At 60.0% G+C, this 18,498-nt stretch carries 21 protein-coding genes and 1 pseudogene; 14 read left to right on the top strand and 8 right to left on the bottom strand.

Annotation, left to right across the window (positions count from 1 at the left end; translation table 11 throughout):
* Positions 1-632: diaminopimelate decarboxylase family protein (locus tag F8N85_RS32765; RefSeq protein WP_191636313.1), on the bottom strand; the 632-nt coding region annotated here is incomplete at its 3' end.
* 9 nt (positions 633-641) lie between these two features.
* A complete protein-coding gene (lptM, locus tag F8N85_RS32760) occupies positions 642-815 on the bottom strand; it encodes an LPS translocon maturation chaperone LptM (protein WP_150803746.1) in 174 nt (57 codons plus the stop codon).
* A 217-nt stretch (positions 816-1,032) separates the two neighbouring features.
* Between lptM and cyaY the strand changes: the two genes are divergently transcribed.
* From cyaY to rnk, 3 genes are all read left to right on the top strand, one after another.
* Complete coding sequence (gene cyaY, locus F8N85_RS32755; protein ID WP_150803745.1) at positions 1,033-1,365, top strand: iron donor protein CyaY; 333 nt, start codon at positions 1,033-1,035, stop codon at positions 1,363-1,365.
* Positions 1,366-1,369: 4 nt separating this feature from the next.
* Positions 1,370-1,594 (top strand): DUF1289 domain-containing protein, encoded by a 225-nt coding sequence (locus F8N85_RS32750; RefSeq protein ID WP_150803744.1) that lies wholly within the window; start codon positions 1,370-1,372, stop codon positions 1,592-1,594.
* A gap of 269 nt (positions 1,595-1,863) precedes the next feature.
* Positions 1,864-2,277, top strand: a complete 414-nt coding sequence (gene rnk, locus F8N85_RS32740) for a nucleoside diphosphate kinase regulator (RefSeq protein ID WP_150807555.1) — start codon at positions 1,864-1,866, stop codon at positions 2,275-2,277.
* A 6-nt stretch (positions 2,278-2,283) separates the two neighbouring features.
* On the opposite strand, the gene F8N85_RS32735 is transcribed toward rnk, so the two are convergent.
* The 3 genes from F8N85_RS32735 to F8N85_RS32725 all read right to left on the bottom strand — a co-directional run bounded on the left by F8N85_RS32735 (position 2,284) and on the right by F8N85_RS32725 (position 6,092).
* Complete coding sequence (locus tag F8N85_RS32735) at positions 2,284-5,133, bottom strand: class I adenylate cyclase (RefSeq protein ID WP_150807554.1); 2,850 nt, start codon at positions 5,131-5,133, stop codon at positions 2,284-2,286.
* Between the two features lie 181 nt (positions 5,134-5,314).
* Positions 5,315-5,560: a TIGR02647 family protein gene (locus F8N85_RS32730; RefSeq protein ID WP_150807553.1), complete on the bottom strand. Its 246-nt coding sequence runs from the start codon at positions 5,558-5,560 to the stop codon at positions 5,315-5,317.
* 247 nt (positions 5,561-5,807) lie between these two features.
* On the bottom strand, positions 5,808-6,092 hold the full coding sequence (locus F8N85_RS32725; protein ID WP_150807552.1) for a hypothetical protein: 285 nt from the start codon (positions 6,090-6,092) through the stop codon (positions 5,808-5,810).
* Between the two features lie 124 nt (positions 6,093-6,216).
* Between F8N85_RS32725 and F8N85_RS32720 the strand changes: the two genes are divergently transcribed.
* Entirely contained in the window at positions 6,217-6,876 is a 660-nt protein-coding gene (locus tag F8N85_RS32720; RefSeq protein ID WP_150807551.1) for a glutathione S-transferase family protein, read from the top strand.
* Positions 6,877-7,005: 129 nt separating this feature from the next.
* Here F8N85_RS32720 and argH read toward each other — a convergent pair whose 3' ends face one another.
* On the bottom strand, positions 7,006-8,400 hold the full coding sequence (gene argH / locus F8N85_RS32715; RefSeq protein ID WP_150807550.1) for an argininosuccinate lyase: 1,395 nt from the start codon (positions 8,398-8,400) through the stop codon (positions 7,006-7,008).
* A gap of 170 nt (positions 8,401-8,570) precedes the next feature.
* Between argH and F8N85_RS35335 the strand changes: the two are divergent.
* The 8 genes and pseudogenes from F8N85_RS35335 to rsd all read left to right on the top strand — a co-directional run.
* Positions 8,571-9,030: pseudogene (locus tag F8N85_RS35335) on the top strand (sensor histidine kinase); the annotation flags it as partial.
* Complete coding sequence (locus tag F8N85_RS32710) at positions 9,027-9,773, top strand: LytR/AlgR family response regulator transcription factor (protein WP_150807549.1); 747 nt, start codon at positions 9,027-9,029, stop codon at positions 9,771-9,773. The pseudogene F8N85_RS35335 and the gene F8N85_RS32710, both read left to right, overlap by 4 nt.
* 138 nt (positions 9,774-9,911) lie before the next feature.
* Entirely contained in the window at positions 9,912-10,853 is a 942-nt protein-coding gene (hemC, locus tag F8N85_RS32705; protein ID WP_150807548.1) for a hydroxymethylbilane synthase, read from the top strand.
* Positions 10,850-11,617: a uroporphyrinogen-III synthase gene (locus F8N85_RS32700; RefSeq protein ID WP_150807547.1), complete on the top strand. Its 768-nt coding sequence runs from the start codon at positions 10,850-10,852 to the stop codon at positions 11,615-11,617. Before hemC ends, F8N85_RS32700 begins: the two co-directional genes overlap by 4 nt.
* 16 nt (positions 11,618-11,633) lie before the next feature.
* Complete coding sequence (locus F8N85_RS32695; protein ID WP_150807546.1) at positions 11,634-12,773, top strand: uroporphyrinogen-III C-methyltransferase; 1,140 nt, start codon at positions 11,634-11,636, stop codon at positions 12,771-12,773.
* Positions 12,770-14,008 (top strand): heme biosynthesis protein HemY, encoded by a 1,239-nt coding sequence (locus tag F8N85_RS32690; protein WP_150807545.1) that lies wholly within the window; start codon positions 12,770-12,772, stop codon positions 14,006-14,008. The genes F8N85_RS32695 and F8N85_RS32690 overlap by 4 nt, the downstream gene beginning before the upstream one ends.
* Before the next feature lie 237 nt (positions 14,009-14,245).
* Positions 14,246-14,767 (top strand): disulfide bond formation protein B, encoded by a 522-nt coding sequence (locus tag F8N85_RS32685; protein WP_150807544.1) that lies wholly within the window; start codon positions 14,246-14,248, stop codon positions 14,765-14,767.
* A gap of 206 nt (positions 14,768-14,973) precedes the next feature.
* Positions 14,974-15,432: a sigma D regulator gene (rsd, locus tag F8N85_RS32680; RefSeq protein ID WP_150807543.1), complete on the top strand. Its 459-nt coding sequence runs from the start codon at positions 14,974-14,976 to the stop codon at positions 15,430-15,432.
* 72 nt (positions 15,433-15,504) lie between these two features.
* Here rsd and F8N85_RS32675 read toward each other — a convergent pair whose 3' ends face one another.
* Positions 15,505-16,170 (bottom strand): FKBP-type peptidyl-prolyl cis-trans isomerase, encoded by a 666-nt coding sequence (locus tag F8N85_RS32675; RefSeq protein ID WP_150807542.1) that lies wholly within the window; start codon positions 16,168-16,170, stop codon positions 15,505-15,507.
* Between the two features lie 192 nt (positions 16,171-16,362).
* On the opposite strand from F8N85_RS32675, the gene F8N85_RS32670 reads away from it, so the two are divergent.
* The gene (locus F8N85_RS32670; RefSeq protein WP_150807541.1) at positions 16,363-17,433 is read left to right on the top strand and encodes an AlgP family protein; all 1,071 of its coding nucleotides are present in this window, start codon (positions 16,363-16,365) and stop codon (positions 17,431-17,433) included.
* Here the strand turns inward: F8N85_RS32670 and F8N85_RS32665 are convergent.
* A complete protein-coding gene (locus F8N85_RS32665) occupies positions 17,430-17,894 on the bottom strand; it encodes a TIGR02444 family protein (protein WP_150806107.1) in 465 nt (154 codons plus the stop codon). The genes F8N85_RS32670 and F8N85_RS32665 overlap by 4 nt on opposite strands.
* A gap of 50 nt (positions 17,895-17,944) precedes the next feature.
* On the opposite strand from F8N85_RS32665, the gene F8N85_RS32660 reads away from it, so the two are divergent.
* On the top strand, positions 17,945-18,498 hold a 554-nt coding region (locus tag F8N85_RS32660), incomplete at its 3' end, for an ATP-binding cassette domain-containing protein (RefSeq protein ID WP_150807540.1).

The raw sequence follows: 18,498 nt of genomic DNA, 5'->3' as shown, positions 1-18,498 counted from the left end.
ATGAAAGGCGCCAGGGTGGTCAGCTGCGAACCGATGTGGCAGTCGACGCCGACCACTTCCAGGTTCGGCAATTGCGCGGCGCGGATGTACACGTCTTCGGCGTCGGCGATGGCGATGCCGAACTTGTTCTCTTTCAAGCCGGTGGAAATGTACGGGTGCGTGCCAGCATCGACGTCCGGGTTGACCCGCAGCGAGATCGGCGCACGAACGCCGAGCTCCGCGGCCACCACTTGCAGGCGCTCCAGCTCGTCGGTCGACTCGACGTTGAAGCAGTGCACGCCGACTTCCAGCGCGCGGCGCATGTCGTCACGGGTCTTGCCGACGCCGGAGAAGACAATCTTGTCAGCCTGGCCGCCCGCCGCCAGAACACGTTCCAGCTCGCCACGGGAAACGATGTCGAAACCAGCGCCCAAACGCGCCAGGACATTCAGTACACCCAGGTTGGAGTTGGCCTTGACTGCGAAGCAGACCAGGTGCGGCATGCCGGCCAGCGCATCGGCGTAAGCCAGGTACTGGGCTTCGATATGCGCGCGGGAGTAGACGTAGGTCGGTGTGCCAAAGCGTTCGGCGATGGCGGACAGAGCAACACCTTCCGCGAACAGCTCACCGTCACGGTAGTTAAAAGCGTCCATGGAGTTCCCTTAGTAAACGTCGTGCTTGTGCGATTTGGATGTCGACGGTTTTTGCGACGATTTGGCCTGCTCTGCAGGATCTTGTTTATCATCCGGCAGGTACAGCGGGCCTTTTTGGCCACAGGCCGACACAAGGCAGGCAACCGCGACGAGCGCAGCAAGAGAAGAGATCAGGCGCTTCATGGCGAAATCCTTGAAAATGCGTTAATTGCGCCGGAGTATACCGGCCACCCGACAGCTTGCCTATGTAGGCGGCTGGCCGTCCGGCGGGGGTTTGGCGTGCCTCGGCGGATAATTTATGCCCGTGCCGGGCGCTTGATCAGTATCCTTTGCATTCGGTCGGATGCGCCCGTATCTTGCGGCGCTTGAGCGTAAGTAGACACTTTTTGAGGTTCCCGCAATGAGTTTGACTGAAGCCCGCTTCCACGATCTGGTCGATGCCACCCAACAGACGCTGGAGGATATTTTCGATGAGAGTGAACTGGATGTGGATCTTGAGAGCTCGGCCGGTGTGCTCACCGTCAAGTTCGAAAACGGCAGCCAGGTGATCTTCAGCCGTCAGGAGCCCTTGCGTCAGCTGTGGCTGGCCGCCCGTTCCGGTGGTTTCCACTTTGACTATGACGAAGAGAGCGAACGCTGGATGTGCGACAAGAGCGAAGAGCAGCTGGGTGAAATGCTGGAGCGCATCGTGCTTGAGCAGGCCGATGTGGAACTTGATTTCGAAGGTCTCTGAGGTCGTGACGCAGCCTGCTCCGGTGCGTGCGGCCAAGCCGCTATACAGCAACGTCAGTCCGGTCGTGCCTTCGCCGTGCACCAGCGTCTGCCGTCTGGATGAGCAGAAAGTCTGCCTGGGGTGCTTTCGCCATGTCGAAGACATCCGCGAGTGGCGCTCGGCCGACGACGAACGGCGCCGTGTGATTTGCGCTGAAGCCGCACACCGCAAGGCCACGAGCCACCCGTAGGAGCTGCCGCAGGTTCGGGCCGCGTTCGGACGATCTTTTTGGGCTCCTCACGATTTCAGTGCAAAGCCCCAAAGGCAGGATCAAAAGATCGCAGGCTTCGCCAGCTCCTACACAAAAGCGCGTCAGCAGCTATTTGTTCCCCGCTTGTATATTTATTGAGCTGTGATAGTGTCCGGGTACGCCTCAACTCATCGAGGCCCGTGAAAACCCCGCCTTTTTCTGGCGGGGTTTTGCTTTTTTTGTGCAGAAAAAAGGAGTCTGCCTGGATCATGAGCACCGCACCTTCCATCATCCTTACCCGCCTGGACGTGCAACGTCTCGAGCGCCTGATCGATAGCCTGGACGACTCGCTGCCGGGCGTTATCGCGCTGCAATCCGAGTTGGATCGCGCTGAAACTCTGGTTGGTCACGATGAAGTCCCAGCGGATGTCGTTACCATGAATTCCCGTGTGCACTGCCGTGAAGAAAGCAGTGGCAAGGACTACCACCTGACCCTGGTTTATCCACAGGATGCCGATGCCGACAAAGGCAAGATCTCGATTCTCGCGCCAGTCGGCAGTGCACTGCTCGGCTTGCAGGCGGGTCAACACATCGACTGGCCGGCTCCCGGCGGCAAAACCCTCAAGTTGAAGCTGCTTGAGGTCGAGTTCCAGCCCAAGGATGGCGGTGCCTGCACGTTCTGATTCGCCTCAGACCTGATCGAGCGCCTCGTTGAGCGCACGTTCCAGGTCAGCCTTGTATCGCAGGTAAAGATTGCTTGGGCTTTGCACATCCGTGAGCAGACCGGACAGGTCCAGATCGGTGATGTAGCAACGGTAGCGTTCCGCTTCGCGGCGCTGCCCGAGGATCTCCTTGGCGACCACGCTAAACAGCTGGTCGCCGTACTCCAGTTCGCAAAACTCTCGCTGATCGCAATACAGGGTGACCTGCACCTGCCCAGGCTTGGCTTTGCCAATAATCGCCTGGACGTCATAAAAAGGTTTGTTCGCCAGCGTTTGCGGGGCAGGGCGCGGTTCTACCCGTCTAGCGCGCCCGTTACCGGAAGGTAGCAGTTGGTAATACCGGGTTTCCAGGGTCGCCATGGGCCGGGTGGCATCCAGCGGCAACAACGCATCGCGACGATACACAATCGATTGCAGGAAGCGTTGCAGTGGCACCAGCAGGCTTTGCTCATCGTGATAGGGCACGCGTTGCTGCCACAGGGCGTTGCACTCATCCAGCACATACAGCTCGGCCTGGGACTCGTTGATCCGGAAGAACACCTGAATGCACTCCGCCAGCCCCATGGGCAGGATCAGCGCCAGATCGTGCTCCTCCAGCGCCATCGGATCAAGGTGCAGCGGGCTGTAACGTGGTTGCTCTTCCCCGAGGTAGTCGAGCAGCGCCGGCAGGTTGTCCAGAGCCACATGATTGACCCGGCCCGGGACCAGCTCCAGCACGTGATAGTGCTGCTGGACCTGAAACAGGTAACGATGATTAAGTTTGCCGAGCAGCAGTTTCTGCGCGGTATTGAAGATCTCTTCCACTCGCCGGGCGATGAATTGGGCGCGGTTATGGCTAAAGCAACGAACCCGCAAGCGGGGCTGCGGTGCTCCGCTCGGCAGGTTGTTGAGGTAATCGCGCAGACAATCGAGCAGCGCGTGCGCGCCGTCGTAGTGGCTGACCAATACCTCGTTCCAGCTGTTGAGCGTGACCTGGTCGAGGGTCAGTACCAGATTCTCCCGGACCCCGGCGTAGCTCAATGAGTCCGTGCGCTCGGTGGTCATCAGGATATTCAGGTCGCGATGGTGTTTGAGCGGATCGATCCCGACATTCACCAGAATCAGCACTTCGCTTGGCACACTCGCCTGCAGCAACTGGACCTCGCCGACACAGGTCAGCGGCAAGGCAATGGTCTGTTGCAGGCTGCCCAGCAGGTTGAACAGCTCGAACTCGCTCAAGTCGCTGCTGCCGGGGTGCAGGGCGAGACGGGTGCTGCTGTCGATCACGCCGTTGCGATGACACCAGGTCAATAATTCCAACAATCCACGGTTGCGCTTGATTGGCGAGAAATGCTCCCACTCAAGAGTGTTCAGGTTGCCGTTGTACAGGCTCCAGTGGGCTTGCCCCGGCGCCTTGTGATAGGGCAATTGCACCAGCGTCAGGGTGTCTTCGGCCAGGTCCGGGGCGATGCCGGGGTTGATGAACTCGATCTTGTCGGCCTTGCGCTCGAAGGCTGCATACAGGCGTCGGCCGAGCACATTGAGATCTCGCTTGGTGATCAGGCTGGCGGTTTGCTCGGTGCGGGCGAACTGAGTCAGGAAGCGATAGCTGTAGTTCAGTTCGTTCACCAGTGCCCGGCGCTCGGCACTGACCTGGCGGACTTTCCATTGGCTGCGGCTGTCGAGCATTGCCAGCTGGCGTTGGTCCCAACCCCATTCGTGGGCCAGGCGCTCAAGCAACAGGCGCTGCCAGCTGTTGTTGCGCTGGGCGGGGTTGCCGGTGAGCTTGCGGTTGACCTTCAGGTACAGGCTGCGGCGTACCAGCTCCAGGCGTTCCGGCTCGCCGCGAGCCTTGAGGTACTCCTCGATACGCCGATAGACCACGATATAGGGGTCCAGCTCATCCAGATCGAGGTGATTGGCGAACACCGCTTGCTTGAAGCGCAGGCTCAGGCATTTGACCTGCGGGTGTTCGCTGGCATAGACCTCGGTCAGCAACAGCTTGAGCACCGACTTGTAGGGCGATTCGATACCCTTGTACAGCTGCCAGAGCCCGGCACCAATGAATTCGCCGGGCGGGATGTGTGCCAAGTGACCAAGATCAAGGGTTTCATCGGCACGGATAAAGCGTTTTGACAGCAGCGTATGGGTGTACTGGTCGTAACGCGCCTCTTCATACACCGGCACCAGCCACCACAGCGGGGTGCGTCCGGCCAGCCATATGGCGGTGCGGTAGAACTCATCCAGGAGCAGGTAGTGTTGGGTCGTGCCGCAGTCCTCCGAGCTCAACTGGGTATCGCGTTCGCCACGCACGAAGCGGCTCGGGTCAATCAGAAAGAAGTGCGCCTCGGCACCCTGGCCCGCGGCCCAGGCTTCCAGCAGCTGGCATTTCTTGCGCAGTTCGGCGAGTTCGCTCTCGCTCAGGTCCGGCGCGTGGCAGACCCACACATCCATGTCGCTTTGGTCGGCCTGGGCCAGAGTGCCCAGGCTGCCCATCAGAAACAGCCCATGGATCGGCCGCGGCGCATTGCCGTGGCGAGCTTTGTAGGAAAAAGAGCGGGTCAGGCGCTGGGCTTCGGCGAGGGCCTGACCGTCAGGTTCGTAATTCGACAGCCCTGCCGGCGTGCTGCCTGAAACATAGCCCGGCAACAGCGGGTGGTTGACGTGAAAGAACAGCGGCAGCAAGGTCATCACCACTTGCTGGCGTGGCGACAACCCTTCCATGGCTCGGGCCATGCGGCCTTCGTTGAGCTTCAGAAAACGTGCGCGCAGCTGAATCAGAACCTTGCGATCGATTCCCTCGTTCAGATCGGGGCGGATTTCATGGGTGCGGGTCATTGCAAACTCAAACCGGCTCGCGGAGCTCGAACGTGGGAGGACTCAGGGCGGTAAGCAGTTTACAGCCTCAATGTCTGGACCTTTAAACTGAATGTTGTTTTTGACGTCAAATTTTTATCGGCGTGACGAAGTGTGCCCGCGGAATCCATCAAAGGGGATCCCGTGGGCGATGCGCGGGTGCTTATGCGGTTTCTTGAACGGTAAGGATGGTCAGCAAGGTTTGCACATGCTGAGCGGCGTCCCGACCCAGGCTGGTCAGATAACCACCATCGTTTTGGGTGATCAGTTCTTTGTCGAACAGCCGTTGTGCGGCAGCGATGGCTTTAGGAGCAGCGGTCTGATGGATTTTCAGGCCTTCCTGGGAACTGTCCAGGTTGAAGAGTGCAAGGATTTCCAGTTCGGCAACCAACTCAGGGGTAAGCGACATAAGGACTCCAGACTTTCTAGGAATTAGACGGTAGCGCTCCTAAGGTGACCGCACTTGTGCGAGCTGTCCAGTGTTCGCTGAGCGCTTTTTTTGCCTGGGGTGGCAGGCTGTCGTGACAACCCCGTGAATCGCGAGGCGGCGGGGTGTTACCAGTGTAGTCAGGGTCTGGAGAAATGCCGGATTGATTGACGACCTTTTGGGGTCCGCGGTGTATCTGATACACCGCCGACCTGTGGCGAGGGGGGAGCTACTTCTTCTCTGGCGGCAGCTCTGGCAGAGCCCGCAACGCAGCCTCGTACCACTCGGTATTGAACGGCCGATCTTCTTCAAGAATCGCATCGATTTCGACGGCCAGGACGTGGGCCATCAGTTGCAGGATTTCTTCGCGCTCATAACCGACCAGGGTCAGCTTGTTGAGGGTCGCCTTGGCTGCTGGCGGGTTGTCGCTTTCGATCTGGTTCTCGATCGCTTCGATCAGCGTGGTTTCGGTGAAGTCTTCTTCGTCGTTGTCGATATCGGTGGGCTCGCTCATGGCAGGCTCCTCAAGGAAAGGCGGTCAGTTTAACTGCATTCAGCGTTTTGATGCTGCTGGTCAGATTCCACCCGAGGTTCTATAACTGGCGCTGCCAACCCCTACACGGCCTGGAGGCTTTGTGATGCTCAAGCTTTATGGATTTTCCGTCAGCAACTACTACAACATGGTCAAGCTGGCGTTGCTGGAGAAGGGACTGCCGTTTGAAGAAGTGCCGTTTTATGCGGGTCAAAGCCCGGAAGCACTTGCCATCAGCCCGAGGGGCAAGGTCCCGGTATTGGGTGTCGAGCAAGGGTTCATTAATGAAACCAGTGTAATCCTCGAGTACCTCGAGCAAACCCAGGCAGGCCCGGCGCTGCTACCGAGCGATCCGTTCCAGCGCAGCCAGGTGCTGGCACTGGCCAAGGAAATTGAGCTGTACATCGAGTTGCCGGCTCGCGCCTGTTACGCCGAGGCGTTTTTCGGCATGAAGGTGCCGGACGTGATCAAGGACAAGACCCAAGCCGAGTTGCTGCTGGGTGTTGCCTCCCTGGGCAGGCACGGCAAGTTCGCCCCTTACGTGGCGGGTGAAACGCTGAGTATCGCGGATCTGTACTTTCTGTACAGCGTGCCGCTGGCCTGTGCGGTGGGCAAGAAACTGTTCGATGTCGATCTGTTGGCTGACTTCCCACAGGCCAAGGCGCTGTTGAAACAGCTGGAACAGAATCCGAATGTGCAGCGGATTGCGGCTGACAAGGACGCAGCGATGCCGCAGTTTCTGGCGATGGTTGCGGGTAAGAAGTAGGTCTTGTAGCGTTTTCGAGTCAGTCATCGTCGGAACGCCGCCCGGAGCAAGCTCGCTCCCACAAGGTTCAGCGTGATCCCTGTGGGAAGAGCCGGGCGACGTTCGTCTGCTCGCGATGCTTTTAGCGGTTTAGCGGCTGGCCAACAACGCCTGGCCCCGAGCAACTGCAGCCTTGACCTGCGCCGGCGCCGTACCACCAATGTGGTCACGGGCATTGACCGAACCTTCCAGGGTCAGTACGGCAAACACGTCCTGCTCGATCTGGTCGCTGAACTTGCGCAACTCTTCCAGGCTCATTTCCGCCAGGTCCTTGCCGCTGTCCACACCGTACTTCACAGCGTGACCGACGATTTCGTGGCAGTCACGGAATGGCAGGCCACGGCGCACCAGGTAGTCGGCCAGGTCGGTGGCGGTGGAGAAGCCGCGCAGCGCCGCTTCACGCATGATGGCGGGCTTGGGTTTGATCGCCGGGATCATGTCGGCAAAGGCCCGCAGCGAATCGCGCAGGGTGTCGGCGGCGTCGAACAGCGGTTCCTTGTCTTCCTGGTTGTCCTTGTTGTAAGCCAGAGGTTGGCCTTTCATCAAGGTCAGCAGGCCCATCAGTGCGCCAAACACCCGACCGCTCTTGCCGCGCACCAGTTCTGGCACGTCAGGGTTTTTCTTTTGCGGCATGATCGAACTGCCGGTACAGAAGCGGTCAGGTAAATCGATGAACTGGAATTGCGCGCTGGTCCACAGCACCAACTCTTCGGAGAAGCGCGACAGGTGCATCATCGCGATGCTCGCCGCGGAGCAGAATTCGATGGCGAAGTCGCGATCGGAAACGCTGTCCAGGGAGTTGCCACCGACGGCGTCAAAGCCCAGCAGCTTGCAAGTCAGGTCGCGATCGATCGGGTAGGTGGTGCCCGCCAGTGCGGCGCTGCCCAGTGGCATGCGGTTGGTGCGCTTGCGGCAATCCACCAGGCGCTCGTAATCGCGGCTGAGCATTTCGAACCAGGCCAGCAAGTGATGGCCGAAGGTCACGGGTTGCGCGGTTTGCAGGTGAGTGAAGCCGGGCATGATGGTGCCGGCTTCGCGCTCGGCTTGTTCCAGCAGGCCTTTTTGCAGGCGGGTAATTTCCGCCAGGATCAGGTCGATCTCATCGCGCAGCCACAGGCGGATATCGGTCGCTACCTGGTCGTTGCGGCTACGGCCGGTGTGCAGCTTTTTGCCGGTGACGCCGATGCGGTCAGTCAGACGGGCTTCGATGTTCATGTGCACATCTTCCAGATCGATGCGCCAATCGAACGTACCGGCTTCGATTTCGCTCTGGATGGTCTTCAGACCGTCGATGATGCTGTCGCGCTCGACATCGGTCAGAACGCCGACCTTGGCCAGCATCGTGGCGTGGGCAATCGAACCCATGATGTCGTGGCGATACAGGCGCTGGTCGAAAGTGACGGAGGCGGTGAAGCGGGCGACGAAGGCGTCGACGGGTTCACTGAAGCGGCCGCCCCAGGACTGATTGGTCTTGTCAGTGCTCATGAATTCGCTCGTGATCTGCTGAAGGAAGATGGCGTGAAAAGTTGTCGCGGATAATAACAGGGTTGCCATGGCTGGCGCTGACACTGGTCGGCAGGTTTTTATTTCTCCATGCGTTGCCTGGCGCCTTGCCGTGGAACCCCTGCGCGCAGAGACTGGGGCTGTGAGGCCGGACGTTGAACAAGGGCGCGAACCTGATGCTCTGGCGTTATGAGCGGGTGCAGGTGAAAGGATATTTTTCGATTGAGCAATATCGTCTTGGCGAGCGTCTACAGTTGCACTAGGGGTCAGCGAAAATTCAGACGATTTACCTGTCCATCAACTGACCGTGCAGCCTTGGTTACAAACGCTCTGATCCATAAAGTCGCGCCGCGAATCGACGGCGATGTATTCAGAGTAGAAGCCAGCTATAAAGAGGGGGTATGCGTATTGTGTATCAGCAATCCCTACGATGATGCCGCGCCAGAACGGGCTTGGAACGATAATCGGCAGGCACTGGTAAATATAGGTTCCCGACTCGGGGCACTTTTTGGCCCTCGCGCTACTCTTAGCGTGGATCGTCGTGACGGATGTCACGTCACCTGTCTACGCTATCCTTGTGCGAGACTCACGCAGGAATCCAGCGCAATATGAATGTCCTGATCGTTGATGACGAACCCCTGGCCCGCGAGAGACTGAGCCGTATGGTCAGCGACCTCGAGGGATACAATGTCCTGGAGCCCAGCGCCACCAATGGCGAAGAGGCGTTGGCCTTGATCGACAGCCTCAAGCCGGATGTCGTGCTGCTCGACATCCGCATGCCTGGCCTCGACGGCTTGCAGGTCGCTGCTCGACTGTGCGAACGCGAGGCACCGCCGGCGGTGGTGTTTTGCACCGCCCATGATGAATTTGCCCTGGAAGCTTTGCAGATCAGTGACGTGGGCTTCCTGGTCAAGCCGGTACGCGCCGAGCAATTGCTTGAAGCACTGAAAAAGGCTGAGCGCCCCAACCGTATCCAGCTCGCTGCCCTGACCCGTCCGGCAGCAGAAAGTGGCAACGGTCCACGCAGTCATATCAGCGCACGAACCCGTAAAGGCATCGAGCTGATCCCCCTGGATCAGGTGGTCTATTTCATCGCCGATCACAAATACGTGACCTTGCGCCATGAAGGCGGCGAAGTCCTGCTGGACGAACCGCTCAAGGCGCTCGAGGATGAATTCGGCGACCGTTTCGTGCGTATTCATCGCAATGCCCTGGTGGCTCGCGAGCGAATCGAACGCCTGCAGCGTACGCCCTTGGGGCATTTTCAGCTGTTTCTAAAGGGCCTCAACGGCGATGCGCTGATTGTCAGTCGACGCCATGTAGCCGGCGTCCGCAAGATGATGCAGCAGCTTTAGTCCGGCGCCTGCATGCGCAATTCACTGCCGGTTGCCCAGTATGCGAGGCCAGGGAGGCCACGCACTTTCTGATTCAAGTCAAAGCTGATTTGCCTGAGCTGTTATTATCTCCCGTATCTATTCAGTACGGATTGATCCATGTCCCCTCGCGAAATTCGCATCGCTACCCGCAAAAGTGCCCTGGCCTTGTGGCAGGCCGAATTCGTCAAAGCCCGCCTGGAAGAAGCCCACCCCGGCCTGGTCGTGACGTTGGTGCCCATGGTCAGCCGTGGCGATAAGCTGCTTGACTCTCCGCTGTCGAAAATCGGTGGCAAGGGCCTGTTCGTCAAAGAGCTGGAAACCGCTCTGATTGAAGACCAGGCCGACATTGCCGTGCATTCGATGAAAGACGTGCCGATGGACTTCCCCGAAGGGCTCGGTCTGTTCTGCATCTGCGAGCGCGAAGACCCGCGCGATGCTTTCGTCTCCAATACCTACGCCAGTCTCGATGAGCTGCCCCAGGGCAGCGTGGTCGGTACCTCCAGCCTGCGTCGCCAGGCGCAGTTACTGACCCGCCGTCCGGATCTGCAGATCCGCTTCCTGCGCGGCAACGTCAATACCCGTCTGGCCAAGCTGGATGCCGGCGAGTACGACGCAATCATTCTGGCGGCCGCCGGCTTGATTCGCCTGGGCTTCGAAGATCGCATCAGCTCCTCGATCAGTGTCGACGACAGTCTGCCAGCTGGTGGCCAGGGCGCAGTCGGTATCGAATGCCGTAGCGCCGATACCGGGATTCATGCCTTGCTCGCGCCTCTGCACCATCAGGACACTGCCACTCGGGTGACTGCCGAACGTGCGCTGAACAAGCACCTCAATGGTGGCTGCCAGGTACCGATCGCCTGCTATGCGGTGCTGGAAGGTGAGCAGATCTGGTTACGCGGCCTGGTCGGAGATCCGGATGGCAGTTTGTTGCTGAGCGCCGAGGCCCGAGGCCCACAAAGCGCGGCGGCGGCACTGGGTGTGCAAGTGGCTGAAGACCTGCTGGCTCAAGGGGCCGATGCAATTCTGCAAAGGGTCTACGGCGAGGCCGACGAAGAGTGAAGGGCTGGCGTCTGCTGCTGACTCGGCCGACGGAAGAGTCGGCAGCGCTGGCCACGGTCCTGGCTGAGGTCGGCGTTTTCAGTAGCAGTCTGCCGTTGCTGGAAATCGAAGCGCTGCCGGTTTGCGAGGCTCAGCGCGCGACGATTCTCGACCTGGATCGCTACTGTGCGGTGATTGTGGTCAGCAAGCCTGCTGCCCGGCTGGGTGTGGATCTGCTCGACCAGTACTGGCCGCAGCCGCCGATCCAGCGCTGGTTCAGTGTGGGCGCGGCCACCGCACAGATTCTCGCCGATTACGGTCTTGATGTGAGCAACCCCCAGGCGGGCGATGACAGCGAAGCCTTGCTTGAGCTGCCGCAGTTGCGCGAGGCCATCGCGCGGCCGGGTGCGCGGGTTTTGATCATGCGCGGTGAGGGCGGGCGCGAGCTGCTGGCTGAGCGTTTACGCGAGCAAGGTGCTAGTGTCGATTATCTGGAACTCTACCGTCGCTGCCTGCCGCAGTATGCGTCGGCGGACCTGCCTGCGCGGATTGCCGCGGAACGCTTGAACGGCCTGGTGGTCAGCAGTGGGCAGGGGTTTGAGCACCTGCATCAATTGGCAGGCCCGGCCTGGTCCGAGTTGGCGCGGTTGCCATTGTTTGTACCAAGCCCTCGGGTCGCCGAGATGGCGCGTGCTGCTGGCGCCCAAACAGTTGTGGATTGTCGCGGCGCCAGTGCCGCGGCTTTGCTGACGGCGTTACGGGAGCACCCCGTGCCCGTTCTCTAACGCAAAGGATGGATACGTGAGCGAAACAACCTTGCCTAAAGATGAAGTCCAGCCAGCGTTCGAAGCGCCGGCTGAACCTGCGACCGCCGCCCCGCAACGCCGGGGCAATGGGTTGGTGATTCTGGCCTTGTTGCTGGGAGCAGCGGGAGTCGCTGTTGGCGGTTGGGGGGTTTGGCAGGTTCGCAGCCTGCAAACCAATAACCAGCAACAGCTGGGGCAGTTGCAAGCACTCGGCGATCAAGCCCAGACCCTCAAGCTCAACGAGCAACGGCTGACGGCGCGACTGGAGCAATTGCCGGCCGCCGAGGAGCTGGAAGATCGGCGGCGTCTGGTGGCGCAGTTGCAAGGTGATCAGCAACGCTTGAATCAGCGACTCGAAACGGTGCTGGGAGCCAGCCGCAAGGACTGGCGCCTGGCCGAAGCCGAACACCTGCTGCGTCTGGCCAGCCTGCGTCTGTCGGCACTGCAGGACATCAGCAGCGCCCACGCCCTGGTGCAAGGCGCCGATGAGATCCTCCGCGAACAGAATGACCCTGCATCCTTCGCCGCCCGCGAGCAGTTGGCAAAAAGCCTGGCGGCACTGCGCAGTACCGAGCAGCCGGACCGTACCGGGCTGTTCCTGCAACTGGGGGCCTTGCGCGATCAGGTGGTCGAACTCAGCGCGCTGGCGCCGGAGTATCAGGACCGTGGCGAGTCGCTGCTGGGTCTGACAGCCGATGGCGACGGTGCCAGTCGCTGGGCGCAGTGGTGGGATGAAATCTCGCGGTACATCCGCATCGACTTCAATGCCGGCAAGAATATCCGGCCATTACTGGCGGGGCAGAGCCTGATTCAAGTCCGGCTGGCACTCAGCCTGGCGCTCGAACAGGCGCAATGGGCTGCGCTCAATGGGCAGGCGGCGGTGTATACCCAGGCCCTGGCCGAGGCGCGGGATGTCCTCAAAAGCAACTTCAATCAGGACAACCCGCAAAGCAAATTGATGCTTGAGCGGGTCGGTGAGCTGAGCAAGCAACCGGTGACAGTGATTACCCCTGATCTGACGTCGACCTTGAGCACTGTCCAGGCCTATCTGGAACGACGCACTCCGAGTGTCGAGGAGTCGGTGAATACCTCTGCCAAACCTGCCGCGAACACCGAGCAGGAGACCAGCCCATGAAACGCATCTACGTGATTTTGTTCCTGGTCATTGCCGCCGCAGCGTTGCTGGGGCTGGCCATCGCCGAGCACGCCGGCTATGTGCTGATTGCCTACAAGAGCTTTCGTTATGAGTCGAGCCTGTGGGCGACCCTGGCACTGCTGGCGATCATCTGGCTGGTGGTCTGGGGGGTGAAGCTGCTGATCGAATTGCTGACGACGTCGGGTGGCGTGGTCAATCCCTGGTCGCGACGCAACCGCAGTCGCCGCGTGCAACTGGCTATCGAGCATGGCCAGATGGATCTCGCCGAAGGCCGTTGGGCCAGCGCGCAGCGCCACCTGCACCGGGCTGCCGAAGCCGAGCCCCAACCGTTGCTGTATTACCTGGGCGCTGCGCGGGCGGCGAACGAACAGGGTCTTTATGACGAATGTGACAACCTGCTGGAGCGGGCCCTTGAGCGTCAGCCTCAGGCCGAGCTGGCGATCGCTTTGAGTCACGCCCAGTTGCAGATCGATCGCGGTGATACCGACGGCGCCCTGGTCACGCTGGAAACCATGCATGAGCGTCATCCGCGCAGTGTTCAGGTGCTGCGCCAGTTGCAGCGCCTGCATCAGCAGCGCGGCGATTGGTCGGCGGTGATCCATCTGCTGCCGGAATTGCGCAAGGACAAGGTTCTGCCACCCAGCGAGCTGACCGAACTGGAACGCAGAGCCTGGGGTGAAAACCTCACATTGGCGGCTCGACGGGAAGAAGACGACACGGCGGGCCTGCAATCGCTCAATCGTGCCTGGCAGCAACTCACTGCCGCTCAGCGTCAGGAGCCGCAATTGGTGCTGGCCTACGCCGAACAACTGCGGCAACTGGGTGCCGAGGTCGAGGCCGAGGAGGTCCTGCGCGCAGCCCTCAAGCGCCAATACGATAGTCATCTGGTCCGGCTTTACGGACTGCTTCGTGGCGGTGATCCTTCGCGGCAATTGCACCTCGCCGAGGGTTGGTTGAAAGATCACCCGGCGGATCCGAGCCTGCTGCTGACCCTGGGGCGCCTGTGTTTGCAGAGCAGCCTGTGGGGCAAGGCAAAGGACTACCTGGAGAACAGCTTGCGGCTGCAGCGCAATCCGGAAGCGTGCGCCGAGCTCGCGCGCTTGCTGGCCCAGTTGGGTGATACCGAGCGCAGCAATCAGCTGTTTCAGGAAGGCCTGGGGCTGTTGGACGAACGCTTGCTGGCCTCGCCTCTGCCCGTACCGGCTCGCGTGTAAGCAGAACTGTGGATGGCTGGCTCTCCTGTCAGGGTGGGGCCGGCCACTTCAGAAGTGCCGGAGTTTTCCGCGCATTGTTTCCCTCTGGCCTGAGTCCTACGCGGGACTACATTTGATCTCCTTGTTTCTGTCGGCAATTCCCTACAGTATTGAGGACGTGTCCGCTAAAGCCCGCCTTGTAAGGGTTGCGCGCTTTCCTCTACCGTAACTGCCTGTCTCTTCTGTTACGGATAAGCCATGTTTTTGGCCCGCTCACGCTCCTTGTTCTTCATGGCGTTTACCGCAGGTGCGCTGGCCTTGGGTGCCTCGTTGTATCTGGAATATGTGGTCGGGCTCGAACCCTGCCCCTTGTGTACGGTGCAGCGGTTCTTTTTGGTCCTGTTTGCGGCGGTTTGCCTGATCGCAACCTTGCATGGGCCAAAACGCACGGGTTGTTACGTGTATTGGCTGTTGAACATAGTCAGTTGTCTGGCCGGGATGGTCACTGCATGGCGCCATGTGCTGTTGCAAAATGAGCCTGTGGAACGCTGGCTGGCCTGTTCGCCTGGCCTGGAGTACCTGCTGGGCACTATGTCCTGGCGTTGTGCGCTGACACAGGTCTTCCAGGGAAGTGCTGAATGCACACGAATTTCATGGACGTTGTTTGATATGAGCATCCCTGAGTGGAGCCTGCTGTTCTTCGTCGGGATGATCAGCCTGGGCATTTTTCAGCTGCTGCAGCTCCTGCGCTCCACCGGCTGGATAGCGGTCAAGGGATGATTGTGGCACGGCTATACCATTGGAGATTAAACGCTTGTATGAACTTTATCTCCTGCGTACCTTGAAGCAGTTGTCGCGCGGGCATAATCTGGCCCGCACGTGTTATTGGAATTATGTTGTTCAGTGGTGTCCTGCTTGGCCGAATCTTGATCATTCAAGTCTTGCGGCGGGTGTAGGGCGGCACGACCCATAAGGGAAGAGAGACCATGCTCGAAAGTTGTCAGAATGCTCAAGAACGTTGGGGTGGAGTGCATCTGCTGATCGATCGCTGGTTGCAGGAGCGTCACGAACTGGTTCGGGCCTATGATGCTCTCGGCGCCAAGCCAGAAGCGCTGGGCGAGAACCGAAAGCCATTGCAGGAATTCTGCGGGGTCCTGGTTGATTATGTTTCGGCCGGGCATTTCGAGATCTACGAACAGCTGACCGGCGAAGCCAAGGCTTTTGGCGACACCCGTGGGCTGGAGTTGGCCGAGACGATTTACCCGCGCATTGATGTGATCACCGAGAAGCTGCTGGCGTTCAACGATCTCTGTGACGCAGGAAAGTGTGTCGCGGAAAAATTCAAAGAGTTGGGCGGTCTGTTGCACGAACGCTTCGAACTGGAAGATTGCCTGATCGAAGTGCTGCACACGGCTCACAAGGAAGAGGCTCCGGCTCAAGCCTGAGTATTCGCTTAGGCGAAAAAGATCATCAAAAAACGGTGCGCTATGCGCGCCGTTTTTCGTTTGGGCTTTGACTCAGCCAGCGACGCCGAGCAACTCGATTTCGAACACCAGTGGGGTGTAGGGCGCAATCAAGTCACCCGCGCCATCGGCGCCGTACGCCTGGGCCGAAGGAATGACCAGCCGCCACTTCGCCCCGGTGGGCATTTGCGGCAATGCGCTGCGCCATCCATTGATCACGCTGTCGAGGCGAAACCACTGCGCCTGATTGTTCTGATCGAACACCGTGCCATCGGGCAGGCGACCGATGTAGCGAACCTGGACGCTGCCATTCGGGCCCGCCTTTGGACCGGTGCCTGGAGTCAACTCGGTCAGCAGAATTCCATCCGCCAATTCACGAACGCCTGGTCGGGCTTTTTCAGCTGAAAGAAAACGGCTCTGCGCTTCGAGGGCGATCTCACTGTGCGGCCGGCCGGATTTCTCTGCGGCCCGCTTCTCATGCTCGGCAAGAATCTGTTCGATCCGTTCATCTTTGAGTGCCAGCGGCTTGCCTTGATAAGCCTGTTGCAAACCTTCCAGCAACGCTTGAATTTGCAGATCGGGAATCTCTTGGCGCAAGCGTTCGCCGAGGCTGGCGCCAAGGCTGTAAGCGAGATCGCGGGAGTCATTTTCCGTGGATTTTTCAGCAGCTTGGGCCAGGGAAAAAAACAGCCACAAGGATAAAAAAAGATAACGCGACATGGGCACGCTCCGGCCTGAGATGCGAGGGATTATGCCAGTGCGAACGCGTTGGCGGCTTCGCTGATTTCAACGCCACGAAGAACATTTTCAATCTACTGCAACGTAGAGCTTTCGATACTGTCAACATGCCCTAGCGGCGGTAGCAGCAGAGGTCTAGTATGAGCCGCAATAACGTAAGCCAGGAGGTAAACCATGTCGGCCAATAAGAAGCCTGTAAATACTCCGTTGCATTTACTCCAACAGCTCTCGGGCAGCCTGCTCGAGCATTTGGAAAACGCCTGCTCCCAAGCCTTGGCTGATGCTGAAAAACTGCTCGCCAAGCTGGAAAAACAACGCGGAAAAGCCCAAGAAAAACTCCACAAGTCACGCACCAAACTGCAGAGCGCGGCATCGGCCGGCAAGGCCAAGGCACAAGCCAAAGCCAAGGGCGCAGTGAAGGAACTTGAAGAGCTGCTGGATGCGCTCAAGGATCGTCAATCCGAAACCCGCAGCTACATTCTTCAACTCAAGCGCGATGCCCAGGAAAGCCTGAAACTGGCGCAAGGTGTTGGTCGAGTGAAAGAAGCTGTCGGCAAGGTGCTGACCCTGCGTTCCGCCAAGCCTGCCGCTGCCCCGGCGAAGAAGCCCGCGGCCAAACCGGTTGCTGCCAAAGCGCCGGCCAAGGCTCCGGCACAAGCCGCGGCCAAACCAGCTGCCAAGGCTCCGGTTAAAGCAGCCAGCAAACCTGCTGCAAAACCGGCGGTGAAAAAACCGGTCGCGGCCAAACCCGCCGCTAAATCCACCGCGGCAAAACCGGCGGCCAAGCCTGCTGCTAGAACTGCTGCGGCCAAACCCGCTGCGGCGAAAGCGACGGCAGCCAAACCAGCAGCCAAAACTGCTGCCGCGAAACCTGCGACGGCCAAGCCAGCAGCCAAACCTGCAGCGGCTAAAACCGCTGCTGCAAAACCAGCGGCCAAATCTGCCGCGGCGAAACCGGTTGCCGCTAAAGCACCTGCCAAAGCCGCAGCAAAACCGGCAGCGAAACCTGCTGCAGCCAAACCGGCAGCAGCGAAACCCGCCGCCAAACCTGCTGCCAGGCCGGCAGCCAAACCCGCCGTGAAAAAGCCGGTCGCCGCTAAGCCAGCAACAGCTGCTGTCGCGGCCAAGCCTGCGACTCCAGCGCCAGCAGCATCGCCGGCACCGACTGCGAGCACGCCTGCAGCGTCGCCTGTAACAACGCCAGCAGCCTCTGCGAGCAGCATCACCCCAACCAGCGCTTCCTAAGCCCCGGTTACCGCGACGCGCAGTTCATTCAGCGCGTCGCGGTTCAGGGTGGTGGCTTGTACCGCCACTCCTTCCAGCCAGGCTGGCAAATCCTTTGCCTCCTCTTCTGGCCAGTCTCGTGCCGTCGTCTCCAGTCGCAACAACAACTGTCGCTCCGCTTCGAGCTCAAGCGCCTTGACCTGTTCGCGCAGAATAGTCAGTTGCACATCCTCAAGGGCCGCCGAGCGCCATTGCTGGCGCAGTTGCCGCAGGGGTTGCACGACATCGTCATGCCAGGGGCCGGCCAGTAACTGCAGCTGCTGCAGACGTTGGGCATTGCAGACCACGCCACGCTGGCCAAGCCAGACCGCGCACAACAGCAGGCAGACATTGGCGCCCGCACTCTGCAGTTCCAGGCAGGCCCGTTCGACGCCGGGTCGGGCGTAGGTCGTCAGGGTAGAGCTCCACAGGTCAGAGGACATATTCCTTCTCGCGCCAGTTGCGAGCGAAGCTGGTAGACTCCGCCGCCATTATGATCCGACTTCAAAGCCTAACATTACAGCGTGGCCCGCAACGTCTGCTAGAAGACGCCGAGCTGACCCTGCACGCCGGTCACAAAGCCGGCCTGATCGGTGCCAACGGCGCCGGTAAATCCAGCCTGTTCGCCTTGCTCCAGGGGGAATTGACCCCTGACTCGGGCGACTGCTTCCTGCCGGCGGACTGGCGTATCGCCCATATGCGCCAGGAGGTCGACACCCTTGAGCGGGTAGCGGTCGACTATGTGCTCGATGGCGACCTGCGCCTGCGCGAGGTGCAGCGTGAGCTGGCCGACGCCGAAGCGGCCCATGACGGTGCCGCTCAGGCGCGCCTGCACGCCGAACTCGATAGCGCCGACGGTTACACCGCCGATGCCCGGGCGCGCAAGCTGCTGGCAGGTCTGGGCTTCACCAACGAGCAGATGGATCGCCAGGTCGGTGATTTCTCCGGTGGCTGGCGAATGCGTCTGAACCTGGCGCAGGCACTGATGTGTCCGTCAGATCTGTTGTTGCTCGATGAGCCGACCAACCACTTGGACCTCGACGCCAT

Origin of the sequence: Pseudomonas fluorescens (genome assembly GCF_902497875.1) — a bacterium.
In the GTDB taxonomy this organism is placed as follows: Bacteria; Pseudomonadota; Gammaproteobacteria; order Pseudomonadales; family Pseudomonadaceae; genus Aquipseudomonas; species Aquipseudomonas fluorescens_BR.
The sequence above is the reverse complement of the archived record's forward strand: the minus strand, read 5'-3'. Positions and strand labels throughout refer to the sequence as shown.